At 45.2% G+C, this 15,938-nt stretch carries 12 protein-coding genes; 11 read left to right on the forward strand and 1 reads right to left on the reverse strand.

All coding sequences use genetic code 11. The features are described 5' to 3' along the window. Positions 1 to 126: 126 nt before the first annotated feature. The gene (locus tag QL898_RS01265; protein WP_290175524.1) at positions 127 to 1,620 is read left to right on the forward strand and encodes an alpha/beta fold hydrolase; all 1,494 of its coding nucleotides are present in this window, start codon (positions 127 to 129) and stop codon (positions 1,618 to 1,620) included. A gap of 87 nt (positions 1,621 to 1,707) precedes the next feature. Here QL898_RS01265 and QL898_RS01270 read toward each other — a convergent pair whose 3' ends face one another. Then, positions 1,708 to 2,688, reverse strand: coding sequence for an Hsp33 family molecular chaperone HslO (locus QL898_RS01270; protein ID WP_057758325.1), 981 nt, complete (start codon positions 2,686 to 2,688; stop codon positions 1,708 to 1,710). 376 nt (positions 2,689 to 3,064) lie between these two features. Here QL898_RS01270 and QL898_RS01275 point away from each other — a divergent pair, with 376 nt between their 5' ends. The 10 genes from QL898_RS01275 (at position 3,065) to QL898_RS01320 (ending at position 15,883) form a co-directional block, all read left to right on the forward strand. Beyond that, on the forward strand, positions 3,065 to 4,039 hold the full coding sequence (locus QL898_RS01275) for a glutamate/aspartate ABC transporter substrate-binding protein (protein WP_201547890.1): 975 nt from the start codon (positions 3,065 to 3,067) through the stop codon (positions 4,037 to 4,039). A gap of 96 nt (positions 4,040 to 4,135) precedes the next feature. After that, positions 4,136 to 4,882 carry an amino acid ABC transporter permease gene (locus QL898_RS01280; protein ID WP_057758328.1) on the forward strand — a complete coding sequence of 249 codons (747 nt, stop codon included), beginning with the start codon at positions 4,136 to 4,138 and terminating at the stop codon, positions 4,880 to 4,882. After that, entirely contained in the window at positions 4,879 to 5,547 is a 669-nt protein-coding gene (locus tag QL898_RS01285) for an ABC transporter permease subunit (protein ID WP_101205580.1), read from the forward strand. Before QL898_RS01280 ends, QL898_RS01285 begins: the two co-directional genes overlap by 4 nt. Positions 5,548 to 5,718: 171 nt before the next feature. Next, positions 5,719 to 6,450: an amino acid ABC transporter ATP-binding protein gene (locus tag QL898_RS01290; protein ID WP_057762314.1), complete on the forward strand. Its 732-nt coding sequence runs from the start codon at positions 5,719 to 5,721 to the stop codon at positions 6,448 to 6,450. 298 nt (positions 6,451 to 6,748) lie between these two features. After that, on the forward strand, positions 6,749 to 7,456 hold the full coding sequence (locus QL898_RS01295; RefSeq protein WP_265089159.1) for a DJ-1/PfpI family protein: 708 nt from the start codon (positions 6,749 to 6,751) through the stop codon (positions 7,454 to 7,456). 99 nt (positions 7,457 to 7,555) lie between these two features. Beyond that, on the forward strand, positions 7,556 to 8,806 hold the full coding sequence (locus QL898_RS01300) for an FAD-dependent oxidoreductase (protein ID WP_290175525.1): 1,251 nt from the start codon (positions 7,556 to 7,558) through the stop codon (positions 8,804 to 8,806). A gap of 369 nt (positions 8,807 to 9,175) precedes the next feature. Continuing rightward, positions 9,176 to 10,954 carry an AMP-binding protein gene (locus QL898_RS01305; protein ID WP_290175526.1) on the forward strand — a complete coding sequence of 593 codons (1,779 nt, stop codon included), beginning with the start codon at positions 9,176 to 9,178 and terminating at the stop codon, positions 10,952 to 10,954. Positions 10,955 to 11,133: 179 nt separating this feature from the next. Next, positions 11,134 to 12,744 (forward strand): carboxyl transferase domain-containing protein, encoded by a 1,611-nt coding sequence (locus tag QL898_RS01310; RefSeq protein ID WP_290175527.1) that lies wholly within the window; start codon positions 11,134 to 11,136, stop codon positions 12,742 to 12,744. 152 nt (positions 12,745 to 12,896) lie between these two features. Further along, positions 12,897 to 13,706, forward strand: coding sequence for an enoyl-CoA hydratase/isomerase family protein (locus QL898_RS01315; protein WP_290175528.1), 810 nt, complete (start codon positions 12,897 to 12,899; stop codon positions 13,704 to 13,706). Between the two features lie 77 nt (positions 13,707 to 13,783). Then, entirely contained in the window at positions 13,784 to 15,883 is a 2,100-nt protein-coding gene (locus tag QL898_RS01320; RefSeq protein ID WP_290175529.1) for an acetyl/propionyl/methylcrotonyl-CoA carboxylase subunit alpha, read from the forward strand. Positions 15,884 to 15,938: the final 55 nt, after the last annotated feature.

Consider the following 15,938-nt stretch of genomic DNA (forward strand, 5'->3'; position numbering starts at 1 on the left):
GACCGTCTATCACCTATCTAGCTCTGCTAGTCGTCATCCCGCTCTAAAGTCAAACCATTCACTTCTCTTTGCTGCAGTTACAGGATAATATAGACCATTACTTTTCTCGCTGAATGTGCAAATATTATGAGCAGTCCAAAGGTGTTTTATAACGACAGTGTTAGTGACAGCGACGCTCAAAACGATAGTAGCTATACTCGTACTCATCATGAGCTCGATGCGCATTTTGTCCCAGATGCGAGTGTACCGCTACACAGTCATCTATATGAACAGATCGACCAACTCGAAGCCATCGATATGGATGAACTGGTTAAGCTACTAGCAGATTCAGATGACAGTGATGAAATCAACAAAACCCCTGTGTCTTTGGCTGATTTTTTTGAAGGGTTGGCGCAGCTTGCCACCATGGGTGTGGTTGAGATTACAGAAATCGTAGAAGCCATTCACCGTGAAGTTATTCTGCGTCCGCTAGGCCGCTTCAATGACAAACATTTAAATAAATGGTCGCGCGGATTTACTGGACGTATCTATGGCACGATACGTCATGTCATGCAAATGGTCGGTAATAATCTGGCGTCTGTACTACGCATATACAAAAACCTGATTCTCCAAAAGTCAGTGCAGCCACTACCAGATTCACTAAAAAAACTGGTCAATGTACTCAATGGTGTCATGGGTGACCATCTTGTCAATAATCAAAATGCGCTCGCCATTCCGATGATGCTATACACTCAAGACGGTAAGCCACAAAGTGAAGTGCTATCAGGCCGCATCGCTATTTTGTGCCATGGCCTATGTATGAGTCATTTAAGCTGGCAAGCCCAAACAGATAATGATCTGGGCGAGGCCATTCATATGAGCCAGCCTGATACCACGGTGCTGTATCTGGATTACAATACGGGCCGCCGTATCTCGCGTAGCGGCCGTAAGTTCTCCCAATTGCTACAAGCGCTGGTCGATGACAACCCAGATATCAGTCAGATAGATTTGGTTGGACATAGTATGGGCGGTTTGGTCTCTCGCAGTGCACTGTTTTATGGTGAGCAAGATCGCTTAGACTGGATCAAGCGCGTGGGCAACCTTATCACGCTAGGTTCGCCGCATCATGGGGCAGTGCTTGAGCGTATCGGTAATTATGTGCAAGACATCATTGCCAAGCTGCCATTTGCAGGCTCACTGGCCAAGCTCGGTGATATGCGCAGTGCCGGTATTATCGATCTACGTCATGGCAGTATTCGTGATGCGGATTGGAAAGCATTAGAAGGACGTAGCGTACTACCACAAGATTTCCGTCATCCTGCACGGTTGCCAAGTGGTATTAAAACTTACTTTGTCGCCAGTGCTTTGCTTGAGACGCATTATGATTCTAAGGTAACGGATCTGCTAGGAGACAGCTTGGTATCGGTGGCTTCAGCCTTAGGTGAAGATGACGCTGAGCATGCTTTGTTTGTGCCAGATGGTCATAAAGCGGTGTTTTATGGTGTTAATCATATGAACTTGATTCATAGTAGACGGGTGCGCGAACAGGTGGTTGAATGGCTACTTGATAATGGGCGAAGTGACTACGCTGGACGTCCGCGCATACATTCTTATCCTAGAAGTCTGGATGTGGCGGTGTAGTGATTTAATGATAAAAATAAAAAACCCTCAAGCATGACGCTTGAGGGTTTTTTTCTATAAACATTGTCTTATAGTAAGTAAGAAAACTTACTCAGCAAATATCGCTGCTACATCATCTTTATTAAATTTATAGACTTCACCGCAGAATCCGCAATCCATCTCGAATGTACCACCTTGCTCTTCGACGATATCTAACGCTTCTGCTTCGCCGATTTGCTCGATTGCCATTTCACACTTTTCACGTGAGCAAGTGCAGCCAAATGATAGAGGGGCAGGCTCAGGGGCAACGATGTTTTCTTCGTGATACAAGCGATAGAGTATTTCGTTAGCATCCAGTGTAGTTAGTTCTTCTGCTTTTACCGTGCGCGTCAATACAGACAAGCGTGTCCATAAATCATCGTCGATACCCGCATCTTGATTTTGCTCAACTTCAGACGTTTCTTCAGCAGTACGCGGTAGCATTTGTACCAAGATACCACCGGCTTGTAGGCCGTCAGATGCCAAGTTAATCAACGTTGGAATCTGGGCCGACTGCTTTTGATAATGCGCTAAGCAGTCCGCTAGATTGTCATGGCTACGCTCAACGATACCTTGGTATGGCTCACCGCCATCAGGCTGAATATTGATAAACAATACGCCTTGTCCCATCGCACCAAGTTCAGCAAACGCTTCTTTGGCATGGGTCATATTGTCCCACGCTTGTACTTGCTCATCCGTCTCGCCTTTCCAGCTAGCAAGCGCACGAATGATACCGTCTTGATCGCATTCTGCCATCGCCCAGTTTAGTAAGCTGTCACTGTCTGATGATTGCAACTGAATAGACAGGCGACCGTTGATTTTAACCGTACTGATTAGCAAACTTGCTGCGGTCAGCATCTCACCCAATAAGCGTTTGATGGCTTCAGGGTAGGGCTTTTGCGCAATCGTGCTCGCGTAGCTGCGTGATAGACGTACCACATCACCGCGCACGGGCGAATCTTCAACAAAGAAACGTTGGCGAATGTCGTTGCTGCCATGATTGCCAGTAGTTTGGCTGTCCGTATTTGGGACTTGGATATCTTGAGTCATAAGTCATTTGTAGTATAGAGAAGTTGTTTGCTTTATGGGGATTACTGCCGATTTATCAATCTCACTTAGCAGACTGTTTGGATGATTATGAGTAGTAATTGTCAATAATGGGTTTAAAAAACCAAGCAGCTGTTTGTACAAAGTTCTGAATAGATAGCTGCCATAAGCCAATATTTTATAGTTAGAATATAAATATATTCATAAATATGTACTCTCTCAAAAAAAATTCACCCTCTACTGCAAATTTGTTGTACAGTAACATTAAGTTGCATTGTGATAAACAACAGCAACAACCGTACGGATGCGGGGCAGTCGGGTCAATCAGACCTATGTCGTCCAAGCACTCACTCAATCTTGCGATAAAAGGATGTACTTCATGACATACTCATTTTCCAAACCGTTGACTTTAGCTGCTGTTATAGCATTAGGCTTAGCGGGATGTAATAACAGCAGCCAGACCAGCACTGATGCGCCAGCAGATGATGCAGCGACGACAGAAACCACCACCAACGGTACGCTACAGAAAATCAAAGACTCTGGCACTATTGTCGTCGGTCACCGTGATTCCTCTATTCCTTTCTCTTATATCGCTGATGATCCTAACCAACCGATTGGCTATGCTCACGACTTGGAAATGAAAGTGGTTGAAGCCGTTAAGCAAAAGCTAAACATGCCAGACCTTAACGTTCGCTATAACCTAATCACTTCGCAGACTCGTATCCCATTAGTACAAAACGGCACGGTAGATTTTGAGTGTGGCTCAACCACCAATAATGAAGAACGTCAAAAGCAAGTTGCTTTCTCAAACGGTTTCTTTGAAATTGGTACGCGTCTGTTGACCAAAAAAGACTCTGGTATTCAAGACTTTGAAGACCTAAAAGGTAAAACTCTGGTAACGACAGCAGGCACGACTTCAGAGCGTTATATCCGTCAGTACAACGATGATAATAAAATGGATACCAATATCATCTCAGCAAAAGATCATGGCGAAGGCTTTCTAATGCTAGAAAATGGTCGCGCTGATGCCTTTATGATGGATGATGTACTGCTCGCTGGCGAAAAAGCCAAAGCAAAAAATCCTGATGAGTGGGTCATCGTCGGTACGCCGCAATCGTTTGAAATCTATGGCTGTATGATGCGTAAGGATGATCCTGAATTCAAAGCTGTGGTCGATGAAGCACTTGCCAATGTCTTTAGCTCAGGCGAAATCAATAGCATTTATGACAAGTGGTTCTTGAACCCAATCCCACCAAAGAACGTCAATCTAAACTTTGAGATGTCAGACAACTTAAAGGCCTTGATTGCCAATCCGCATGACAGCGCTCAGCCTAAAGAAGCAGCAGCGCAGTAACGCTCATTGTCCCTCAACATAGCTTGCCTATACGTTCAGATAGCCAGTATTTTATTTGACGTATAGGCTTATCAATCGTTGCTCGGAGAGACAACCATGAATTATAGCTGGAACTGGGGTGTGCTCTTTGAGCAGACTGGTATTGGCAACGAGCTCTATATCCATTGGATGATCACAGGTCTTGGCTGGCTGCTATTGATTGGCAGTATCGCATGGGCCATCGCGATGGTCGTCGGTACTATCTTCGGTATCATGCGTACCTTGCCCAACAAGACCGCTCGTGCAATCGGTACGGCTTATGTGACATTTTTTCGTAATATTCCATTGCTTGTTCAACTGTTCTTTTGGTTTTATATCGCCCCTGGCTGGCTCACGCCGACGATACAAGAATGGTGGTATAAGGACTTGTCTCCGAATACCTCAGCCATGTTATCAGCCAGTATCGGTTTGGGCTTATTTACCGCTGCTCGTATCGTTGAACAGGTACGGACGGGTATTGAGTCATTACCAGATGGACAGATTAACGCAGCCTACGCGTTAGGGTTTAGTATTCCACAAGTCTATAAAGAAGTACTGCTACCGCAGGCATTTCGTATTATCTTGCCACCGCTCAGCTCTGAGCTAACGAACTGTTTCAAAAACGCTTCTGTGGCCTCGCTTGTGGGGGTAATGGAGCTGATTAGCCAAACCAAAACCATCAGCGAATATACTCAAAATAGTATCGAGATATATACTTACGCGACGATTATTTACTTGGTTTTCAACTTATCCTTAATCGCTATTATGGGATTGATTGAACGTAAATTGCGTGTGCCTGGGCTTATTGCGGGAGGTCAGAAATGAATATGACCGAATTGGCAACAGCCTATCCTGGTTTGATGGGTGGCATGCTTACCACCTTAAAAGTGCTGTTTTTGGCTATTTTAGGCGGTATCAGCTTAGGAACTGTATTGGCATTGATGCGCTTGTCAGGTATCAAAGCGCTTGAAATTCCAGCAAAGCTATACGTCAATTACTTCCGCTCTGTGCCACTGCTATTGGTATTACTGTGGTTCTACTTTGCTGTACCGATGATTTATCTTTGGGTAGCGGGTAAGTACCTGCAACTCGATGCTGCGTTTGCCTCTTGTGTGGTCGCATTTATGATGTTTGAGGCGGCTTACTTCTCAGAAGTGGTACGTGCTGGTATTCAATCGATTGGTAGCGGGCAGGTCAATGCGGCAAAAGCGCTCGGTATGACTTATGGGCAGACCATGCGTCTAGTCATCTTGCCACAAGCCTTTCGTAAGATGCTGCCATTGATTTTGCAGCAATGTATTATTTTATTCCAAGATACGACACTGGTATTTGCCATTGGCTTGACCGACTTTTTCCGCGCAGCCTATGTACGCGGTGAGCTAATGGGATTACTCACGCCTTATATCCTAGGTGCTGGTGCTGTCTATTTTGTGATTAGCTTAAGTGCTTCTATTGGTGTGCAACAATTACAAAAGCGTTTGCGGTTTTAATATAGTTATTTTGATACGGCTTTCGCTTGTGAGCGTTGAGAGTTTGATTTACCTTTTTTAAATAATGATTATCGAAAATAATGTGGTTAGGAGCCAGTGATGAGCAATGCTGATACGTACTTAAATGCCTTTGGCGGGCTGGTTACCAATAGTGGTCATGCTAGTGATGAGATGGTCATTGAAATATCTAATGTCAGTAAATGGTATGGAGACTTTCAAGTACTGACTGACTGTACGGCGCATGTACATAAAGGTGATGTCGTTGTCGTTTGTGGTCCATCGGGCAGTGGTAAATCAACTTTGATTAAGACAGTGAATGGACTTGAGCCTTTTCAAAAAGGTGACATCATGGTCAATGGTATTTCTGTCGGTGACCCAAAGACTAATCTACCTAAGTTACGCAGCCGTGTCGGCATGGTGTTTCAGCATTTTGAGTTGTTTCCACATTTGACTATTATTGATAATTTGACTGTGGCACAAATCAAAGTGTTGGGCCGTAAAGAGTCTGAGGCCAAACAAAAAGCGATGGCCTATCTCGACCGTGTTGGCCTAACGGTACAAGCGGCAAAATATCCAGCGGAGCTCTCTGGTGGTCAGCAGCAGCGTGTTGCGATTGCACGAGCGTTGGCCATGGATCCAGTCGCAATGCTATTTGATGAACCAACCTCTGCGCTTGATCCTGAGATGATTCAAGAGGTGCTAGACGTAATGGTCGAGCTGACTCGTGATGGTATGACTATGATGTGCGTGACGCATGAGATGGGCTTTGCCAGTCAGGTGGCCAATCGTATTATCTTTATGGATGAAGGGCATATCGTAGAAAACTGTAGTAAAGATGAGTTTTTTGAAGGCGCGAAAAGTGACCGTGCACAGATGTTCTTGTCGAAGATTTTAAATCATTAAAGACACTTTGATTTACGATTGTTTATAGCCGTGTTTCTAAGACAAAGACATGTTCTAAAGCTTATTTTTCTTTCTACTGCTAATGATTATATAAAGCGCCCTATTAAAGGCAGTTAAACGCTATCTTTAATAGGGCGCTTTGTATTTAGCCTTTTTTGTATAGCTATTTGAAAAACGATTTAGAGCCTATGATGTTTACACACAAGGAGTTTAAATAAGATAGCTTTGAGACTATAAAGCCGCTGAAATAGAGTAGGAATAGTCGCAGGATTAGAGAAATCGCAAACGGCAAAGGCAGATGAAATGGTTCATCTTATTAATCAAACAAGTTTGGAAAGGTAGTAGTCATAATATAGATGAGTTTAATTTAACGCTATCAACTGAATTAGGATTGAATATGACGCTAAAACGAACCGTCGGCATACTACTGTTCAATGAAGTAGAAGTATTGGATTTTGCAGGACCTTTTGAGGTGTTTTCGTTAGCTGAAAATGCTGCCAGTTCTAGTGATGATAAGCACTTTAAGGTGATCACTATTGCCGAGAACCAAGCAACGATATCCGCTAGGAATGGTCTGCAAGTCATTCCTGACTATAGTTTTGCCAATCATCCAGACATTGATGTCTTAATCATCCCTGGTGGTTACGGTGCCGAAAAAACAGAAATATATAATAAGGTGGTAATTGACTGGATTATCACTCAAGCAAGTTTGGCAGAGCTGACGCTTTCAGTGTGTACAGGAGCGTTGCTGTTGGCTAAGGCAGGTTTGCTAGCTGGTAAGTCAGCAACCACGCACTGGATGGACTTGGATAATTTAGCATCCTATCCTGATATCAATGTGATCTCGCATACGCGTTTTGTAGATGCCAGTGATGATACTGGTAATATCATCACATCAGCGGGGATAAGTGCAGGCATCCATGCAAGTTTATACTGTATAGAAAAATTAATAGATAGTGAAACCATGCGTGCAACAGCGCATCGCATGGAGTTCGAAATTGACTAAGTGAATTGCTAGATAGGTGAGTGAATGGCTGTTTACTGATACAATAGCGGTCAATATTTTTGATAATTAAAATAATTCATAAACCATACTGGAGTTTGTATGAGCGTAGAAAACCTATCTGTAGCATCGAGCACAGCAGCAAAAAAAGGTGTCGTTATTATTGGTGCAGGGCTGGCAGGCTGGCATGTCATTGATGCCATTCGTGCCAAAGACACAGAGATTCCAATCACATTAATCACAGCTGATAGTGGCGACCGTTATCATAAGCCGATGTTGACGATGGCAATCAGCCAAAACAAACGCGCATCAGATTTGGTACGGGCATCTGGTAGCGAAGCGGCTAAGACAGCAGAAGTGACGTTGTTAGCCAATACGCAAGTGACAGATATCGATCCAGTGAGCCAAACCGTACAGGTACGATCTACTGCGCAATCAGATGACGCATTGACGACTATCGGCTATGAGAAAATGGTGCTAGCGATGGGTGCGCATCCTATCTTCCCTAAAAGTTTGCCGCAAGATTTGGTCTGGCATGTCAATCATATCGAGCGTTTTAGTCAGCTACAAGAAAAGCTAGCAACAGGTAGCCAGCACGTTGCGATCGTTGGTGCTGGTATGGTGGGTACAGAAATCGCAGAAGACCTACTTAAAGCTGGTCATAAAGTAACGCTTATTGATTTAAATGATGCACCGCTTTCACAGATGCTACCAGCGAAAGCGACCGCACGTATCGCCAAAGCAATCGAGTCGCAAGGTATTCAATTCTTAGGTGGTTATCAAGTATCAGCTGTTACTCGTGTTGGCAGTAATGACGACGATAGCGAAGATGCCGAGAAGCTACAAGTAGACTATGCCCCATTATCATCGGATGCAGACAATGCTGATATTCAGCCGCTCGAACCACTGATTGTAGATCATGTGATTGCCAGTACAGGTCTGACAGTCGATGAGCAATTACCTACGGCGGCTGGTGTAGAATTCGATCGCCGTACAGGTATCGTGGTGGATGCAGCGACGTTGCGTACCAATGCAGCGAATATCTATGCCATCGGCGACTGTATGTCTATCAACGGGGTTGCTTGTCGTTATGTTGCGCCATTGCGCGCGCAGGCTGCGACTATCGCTGATGATATCTTAGGTCACGAGCACAGCGGTTATGATCATAAGCCGCCAATGATTCGCCTTAAGAACAAAGCCATCTCTGTGATGGTGACGGGTGTACCGCAAGCAGTGGGCAATTGGCAAGTGAAGACTGAGAATGATGATGAGCTAATCATGGATTTGCTCGATGATAATGAAGCCGTTAGCGCAACAGTAACGATTAAAGCGCCTGCAGTTCCTAAAGCATAACGATTGCAATACCGTTTTTTGAAAAACTAATAAAGGACATCGTTTATAAGTGATGTCCTTTATTAGATGCTTTCCAGAAAATTCAGTTAAACGACAGTGTTGATGATCGAGCCAGCCCATTACTTATAATGTGGCTGGCTTTTTTGTGTCAAAAACTTGCCATGATTCTATGTTACCTTTTACTAAGTAGAAAGGCAGACTGCCTAATTAAATGATACATACTGTATTGATATTGTTGACAGGCTTTCATTGATGGCGTTATAGTAGCTGAATACTATGTAAGACCTGCCCAAGGAAGAAGGTTTGCACGCAGGCTATTAATAAGCGCTATTTATAAATAATATAAAAAGTAAAACGAAAGGACTCGTTATGACTCAAACTTCTGATTTCGATTCGACTCGCGTTGACTTCGACACTATTTTAAGCAACATTCCTAGTATCAATATGGGCGCACGCTCAGCCAATGCACCACTTACTCAAAGCTATGACAAAGGTCCTGATGTACCGCTGATTGAAGCGACAATCGGTGACTTTTTTGATGCTATTGTTTCCAAATATCCTGAGCGCGAAGCACTGGTCGTCCGCCATCAAAATATCCGTTGGACATATCGTGAGCTACAGCAGCAAGTAAATCAGCTAGCCAGTAGTATGATTGAGATGGGACTAGAGATTGGTGATCGTATCGGTATTTGGTCGCACAACAATGCCGAGTGGTTGCTCATGCAATTGGCCACGGCAAAAGTCGGCGTTATCCTCGTTAATATCAATCCTGCCTACCGTACTTTTGAGCTGCAATATGCCTTAAATAAACTGGGCTGCTCAGCGCTCGTACTGATGCGCCATTTCAAAACCAGTGACTACGCCAGTTTAATTCGCGAGCTGTGTCCTGAGATTTACCATAAAGATTACACTCAGCTTGATTTGGTCGAGATTCCAACGATTGAACGCATCATCTGGATTGATGAGCCAGAGTCGGACGAGATCTTTGGTTTTATGCAAAAATTCTCTGCGTGGATGAGCGAGGGCGATGCCAACGATCCGCGTGTTGCCGAGCGCCAAGCCCAGCTCAAAAACACCGATGCTATCAATGTACAGTTCACCAGTGGCACGACAGGGACTCCAAAAGGCGCCACCTTAAGCCACCGCAATATCTTAAACAATGGTTACTTCATTGGTGAGGCGATGAACCTCACTGAAGAAGACAGACTCTGCATCCCAGTGCCACTCTATCATTGCTTCGGTATGGTACTTGGCAACCTAGCGATTCTTACGCATGGTGGTTGTATCGTTTATCCAAATGATGGCTTTGAGCCATTGACTGTATTGCAAGCTGTAGAGGAAGAGAAGTGTACAGGTCTGCATGGTGTGCCTACGATGTTTATCGCAGAGCTCGACCATCCTGAGTTCGAAAACTTTGATCTATCGACGCTACGCACAGGTATCATGGCAGGGTCCAGCTGTCCGATTGAGGTCATGCGCCGCGTCATCGATAATATGCATATGAGTGAAGTCACCATTGCCTATGGCATGACAGAGACCAGTCCTGTGTCTTGTCAGACCAATGAGCACACGCCACTTGATAAGCAAGTCTCGACCGTGGGGCTAGTACAGCCTGCGCTAGAAGTAAAAGTCGTTGATACCGCAACGGGTGAGATCGTAGCGTTAGGCGAGACAGGTGAGCTGCTCACACGTGGCTATTCAGTGATGAAAGGCTATTGGGGCAGTCGCTTCAAGACACGTGAAGCCATCCAAGATGGTTGGATGCATACAGGTGATCTGGCGACAATGGATGAAGACGGCTATGTCAAAATCGTCGGTCGTAGTAAAGATATGGTCATCCGTGGTGGCGAGAATATCTATCCGGTAGAAATCGAAAACTACCTCTACCGTCATCCAAAGATTCGCGATGTGCAGATCGTCGGTATACCAGATGAAAAATATGGCGAAGTACTCGCAGCATGGATTGTTCCGAAAGAACCGGGCTGCTTGACCGAAGAGGAAGTACGAGAGTTCTGTAGTGAGCATATCGCTCATTATAAAGTGCCGGCATACTATCGCTTTGTGACTGAGTATCCGATGACCATCACAGGCAAGATCCAAAAGTATAAAATCATCGAGCAAATGAAAGAAGAATTAGGGCTGTCATAGGCTTATTTATCAGCTCTAAACTTGTTTATCAGCCCTAGAACATGAAAGATGAACCATGTGAGTAGCCATTACAAACAGCGGCCAGTAATATTTAAACAAATGACTGCGCACCTAAAAAATGACTTGCATAACAAGCTACTCGTAATTACGTATCTATGTATAAAAGAAAAAGGGATATCATGAGCGCTACTATAACCAGTAAACTGAGTCCGAACTCAAGCGATTTTCAGCAAAACAGTGCTGCGATGCAAGAGATCGTCGATGACCTGTATATACACTTGCGTAACGTTGCCCAAGGTGGCTCGGAGCGCGCACGTGCTAAGCATCTTGCACGTGGCAAACTGTTACCACGCGAGCGGGTCGAGCGTCTGCTGGATGTGGGTACAGCGTTTTTAGAAGTGGCGCCAATGGCTGCGCATGATATGTATGGCGAAGAGATTCCAGCGGCGGGTGTGATTGCTGGTATCGGCCGCATCAATGGGGTCGAGTGCATGATTGTCTGTAATGATGCCACGGTAAAAGGTGGCACGTACTACCCAATGACCGTCAAGAAGCATCTACGTGCCCAAGAGATTGCGCAAGAAAACCATTTGCCATGCGTCTATCTAGTCGACTCAGGTGGTGCCAACTTACCCAACCAAGATGATGTGTTCCCTGATAAGGAGCACTTCGGCCGTATCTTCTTTAACCAAGCCAATCTGAGTGCAGCAGGCATTCCGCAAATTGCTGTGGTTATGGGCAGCTGTACGGCTGGCGGTGCGTATGTGCCTGCGATGAGTGATGAATCTATTATTGTCAAAGAGCAAGGCACTATCTTTTTGGGTGGTCCACCACTAGTCAAAGCAGCAACAGGTGAAGAGGTTACCGCAGAAGATTTGGGCGGTGGTGATGTACATACTAGACTATCAGGCGTGGTTGATCATCTAGCGCAGAATGATACGCACGCGTTATCGATTGCCCGTAATATCGTCAGTCACCTAAATCGCCCTGCGAAAAATATCCCCAATCAAATCACACCGCGTCCGCCGCGTTATGACGCCAAAGAGCTGTACGGTGTGATTCCAACAGACAAGCGCAAGCCATTTGATATCAGAGAAATCATCGCGCGTATCGTTGATGATAGTGCCTTTGATGAGTTTAAATCGCGTTTTGGTACGACGTTGGTTTGTGGATTTGCTCATATCGAAGGGATGCCTGTTGGTATTATTGCCAATAACGGCATCTTGTTCAGTGAGTCAGCGCAAAAAGGCACGCACTTCATTGAGCTGTGCTGTAAACGCAAAATCCCATTAGTATTTCTGCAAAACATTACTGGCTTTATGGTGGGTCGTAAATACGAGAACGAAGGTATCGCTCGTCATGGTGCCAAGATGGTAATGGCGGTGGCTAATGCCAAAGTACCAAAATTCACAGTCATCGTCGGTGGCTCGTTCGGCGCTGGTAACTACGGTATGTGTGGCCGTGCTTATAGCCCGCGCTTCTTATGGATGTGGCCAAATGCCCGTATCTCTGTCATGGGCGGTGAGCAAGCAGCGTCAGTACTGGCAACGGTCAAACGCGATAATTTTGATCGTAAAGGTGAAGTGTGGAGTGATGAGGACGAAGCGGCATTTAAAGCGCCGATTCGTGAGATGTATGAAGAGCAAGGTCATCCGTATTATGCTACCGCACGTATGTGGGATGACGGCGTAATTGATCCTGCTGATACCCGTAATGTATTGGCTTTAGGATTAAGCGCTGCGTATAACGCGCCGATTGAAGAGACAAAGTTTGGTGTCTTTAGAATGTAAGCGTTCTAAGGTCTTCCCATAATAAGCGACTACTGCGTTAACTTCATTTGAAGTACGGTTTGTACATCTACAGTTGATTTCCTTGTACTAACATTATTATGGATTGACCAAGAGTTTGTTTAAGTATTTACATAAAAAATATAGAGAAAGTTATGCAAAAAGACAGTGATAAAAATTATAAAAGCCTACTGGTTAAAGTGGAGCAACACGTTGCTACAGTGACGTTAAATCGTCCCGAGATACGTAATGCTTTTAACGATGAAATGATAGCCGAGCTAACCGATGCTTTCAATACGCTTGGTGCTGATGATGAAGTACGTGTCATTGTGCTAGCGGCTGCTGGCAAGGCATTTTGTGCAGGCGCTGACCTCAATTGGATGCGTGCCATGGCGGATTATAGCTATGAAGAGAATCTAGCGGATGCTGATAAATTGGCGCAAATGCTTAAGACTATTTATGAATGTCCTAAGCCAACAGTCGCGGCTATTCAAGGCGATGTATACGCAGGTGGCATGGGTTTAGTTGCTGTTTGCGATGTGGCTATCGCCGTTAAGATTGCTAATTTCTGCCTGAGTGAAGTGCGGTTAGGGTTAGCCCCTGCCACTATCAGTCCTTATGTTATCCGAGCACTAGGTGCTAGAGCGTCGCAGCGTTATTTTTTAAGTGCTGAAGTATTTGATGCCAAAAAGGCACGTCAGCTTGGTTTTATCCATGAGCGTGTTAGCGAAGAGTGGCTGGCCGATGAAGTGGCTGCGTTCTGTAACAAGGTCGTCAAAAATAGCCCTGATGCAGTCAAAACCTGCAAGCAACTATTACACAATATCGCTGGTGCACCTATTACTGATGAGCTGATCGCTGACACGGTCAAAGGTATCGCTGATATCCGCTCATCAAAGCAGGGTAAAGAGGGCGTGCAAGCATTTTTGCAAAAGCGTAAACCTGATTGGCTAATAGCAGACTAACTAGTAGCAGAAAAATGATAGGCAAATGAGTAAATAGACAAGACGTCAAATAATAACGACAAGACACAGGGATAGTTATGTTTTCTAAAATTCTAATCGCCAACCGTGGTGAAATTGCTTGCCGAGTGGCCGCGACTGCTAAGCGTCTTGGCGTCAGTACCGTTACTGTTTATTCTGATGCGGATCGTGAGGCCAAACATGTGGCTGTCTGTGATGAGGCTATCTATTTGGGCGGTTCGGCACCGAAAGACAGTTATCTAAAAGGCGATGCTATTATTGCGATAGCGCTTGAGACTGGCGCCCAAGCAATCCATCCAGGATATGGGTTTTTGAGTGAAAATGCAGACTTTGCACAGGCTTGCCAAGATGCTGGTCTAGTATTTATCGGTCCATCGGCGGATGCTATCCGTGCCATGGGCGGCAAGTCTGAGTCTAAGCGCTTGATGGAGTCGGCTGGCGTGCCGTTGATACCGGGATATCATGGTGACAATCAAGATGCACAGTTTTTGCAGCAGCAGGCAGATAGTATTGGCTATCCTGTCTTGATTAAAGCCAGTGCAGGTGGCGGCGGCAAAGGCATGCGTATCGTGGAGCAAAGCAGCGATTTTATTGATTTGTTAGACTCATGTCGCCGTGAAGCGATTACCAGTTTTGGCAATGATCAAGTATTGGTCGAAAAATACGCGCTAAAACCACGTCATATAGAAATCCAAGTATTTGGTGATACGCATGGTAATTATGTGCATCTGTTTGAGCGTGATTGCTCAGTACAGCGCCGTCATCAAAAAGTATTAGAAGAAGCGCCAGCGCCTGGTGTTGATACTGCCATGCGTGAAGCGATGGGCACAGCGGCAATCGAAGCGGCTCGTGCGGTTGATTACGTTGGTGCAGGTACGGTTGAGTTTATCGTTGAGCAGCGCGAAGACTCTATGAATTTTTATTTCATGGAAATGAACACGCGCTTGCAAGTTGAGCATCCAGTCAGTGAAGCCATTACTGGTGTCGATTTGGTCGAGTGGCAGCTGTTGGTTGCTGCGGGTCAGCCATTGCCAAAAACGCAAGACGATCTGTCTATCAACGGTCATGCAATTGAAGCGCGTATCTGCGCCGAAAACCCTGACAATAATTTCTTGCCAGCGACAGGCACTTTATTCACCTATCAGAAGCCTGAGCATAGTACGTTCCACATTACTGATGTGCGTATCGATGATGGCGTACGTGAGGGTGATGTGATCAGTCCTTTTTACGACTCTATGATTGCCAAGCTTATCGTCCATGCGCCTACGCGCGAGCAAGCGTTGGCGAGACTTGATCGTGCATTGGCACAGACGCGTATCGTTGGTCTGCCAAATAACGTGGCATTTTTGCGTTATATTTTAAATACCGATTCATTTAGCAAAGCCAATCTTGATACAGCCTTGATAGAGCGTGAGCAGGATAAGCTTTTTGATCAGCACCCTCTTGAATTATCGACGCTTGTGGTGACAGCTATTGCCCAGCAGCTTGCGAGTGAGGCGACTACTCAGGGCTCAGATCCGTTTAGCAAGCCAACAGGTTTCCGTGCTTACAGCGATTATACCCGTTCATTTAGCTTGGTTTATAATGAGCAGGCTTATAGCGCTCGTATCAGTAATTGGCATAATGCAAGTTGTGCTGATAGCAAAAAAGGCGGCGATAATCTCAGTAGTTTTACGCTCGTCATTGGTAAAGAAATTGCGAATACGCAGGATGATAGCAATATCAATGTAGCGGCTCAGACCGAAACGGTTTATGAAGGTCAGATCAGCTACGATAGCAGTGACGCGCACAATCATACCTTATGGTTAGAAGGTGCACGTGTCAGTGCCCAAAGCTGGGTAAATAACGAGACAGTCTACGTATTCACAGATAGCGGACGCGATGAAATTACGCTTATTGATATCATGGCACATGTGGGCGAAGATACAGCAGCAGTTGGTAGCTTGAAATCACCAATGCCAGGACAAGTGGTTGCATTCAAAGTAGCTGTTGGTGATACTGTGAAAAAAGGCGAACCGCTTGCCGTCATCGAAGCTATGAAAATTGAACATACGATTACCGCACCGACAGATGGTGTGGTAGCAGAGCTATTATTTGCAGCAGGTGACTTGGTCGCTGATGGTGATGAGCTACTGCGCATCGATAGTGAAAGCGCATAGTTGACGAAGCCTAATAAGAAAGCCTCATCAAAGCGCAAATAACAAAAAGGACGAC

This window comes from Psychrobacter sp. APC 3279, assembly GCF_030407795.1.
GTDB lineage: Bacteria > Pseudomonadota > Gammaproteobacteria > Pseudomonadales > Moraxellaceae > Psychrobacter.

Bases quoted from the DNA above. Each gene is read 5' to 3' on its own strand.
- QL898_RS01320 (WP_290175529.1), top strand. From the start codon at position 13,784: ATGTTTTCTAAAATTCTAATCGCCAACCGTGGTGAAATTGCTTGCCGA.
- QL898_RS01315 (WP_290175528.1), top strand. From the start codon at position 12,897: ATGCAAAAAGACAGTGATAAAAATTATAAAAGCCTACTGGTTAAAGTG.
- QL898_RS01300 (WP_290175525.1), top strand. From the start codon at position 7,556: ATGAGCGTAGAAAACCTATCTGTAGCATCGAGCACAGCAGCAAAAAAA.
- QL898_RS01305 (WP_290175526.1), top strand. From the start codon at position 9,176: ATGACTCAAACTTCTGATTTCGATTCGACTCGCGTTGACTTCGACACT.
- QL898_RS01280 (WP_057758328.1), top strand. From the start codon at position 4,136: ATGAATTATAGCTGGAACTGGGGTGTGCTCTTTGAGCAGACTGGTATT.
- QL898_RS01290 (WP_057762314.1), top strand. From the start codon at position 5,719: ATGGTCATTGAAATATCTAATGTCAGTAAATGGTATGGAGACTTTCAA.
- QL898_RS01275 (WP_201547890.1), top strand. From the start codon at position 3,065: ATGACATACTCATTTTCCAAACCGTTGACTTTAGCTGCTGTTATAGCA.
- QL898_RS01285 (WP_101205580.1), top strand. From the start codon at position 4,879: ATGAATATGACCGAATTGGCAACAGCCTATCCTGGTTTGATGGGTGGC.
- QL898_RS01270 (WP_057758325.1), bottom strand. From the start codon at position 2,688: ATGACTCAAGATATCCAAGTCCCAAATACGGACAGCCAAACTACTGGC.
- QL898_RS01310 (WP_290175527.1), top strand. From the start codon at position 11,134: ATGAGCGCTACTATAACCAGTAAACTGAGTCCGAACTCAAGCGATTTT.
- QL898_RS01295 (WP_265089159.1), top strand. From the start codon at position 6,749: ATGAAATGGTTCATCTTATTAATCAAACAAGTTTGGAAAGGTAGTAGT.
- QL898_RS01265 (WP_290175524.1), top strand. From the start codon at position 127: ATGAGCAGTCCAAAGGTGTTTTATAACGACAGTGTTAGTGACAGCGAC.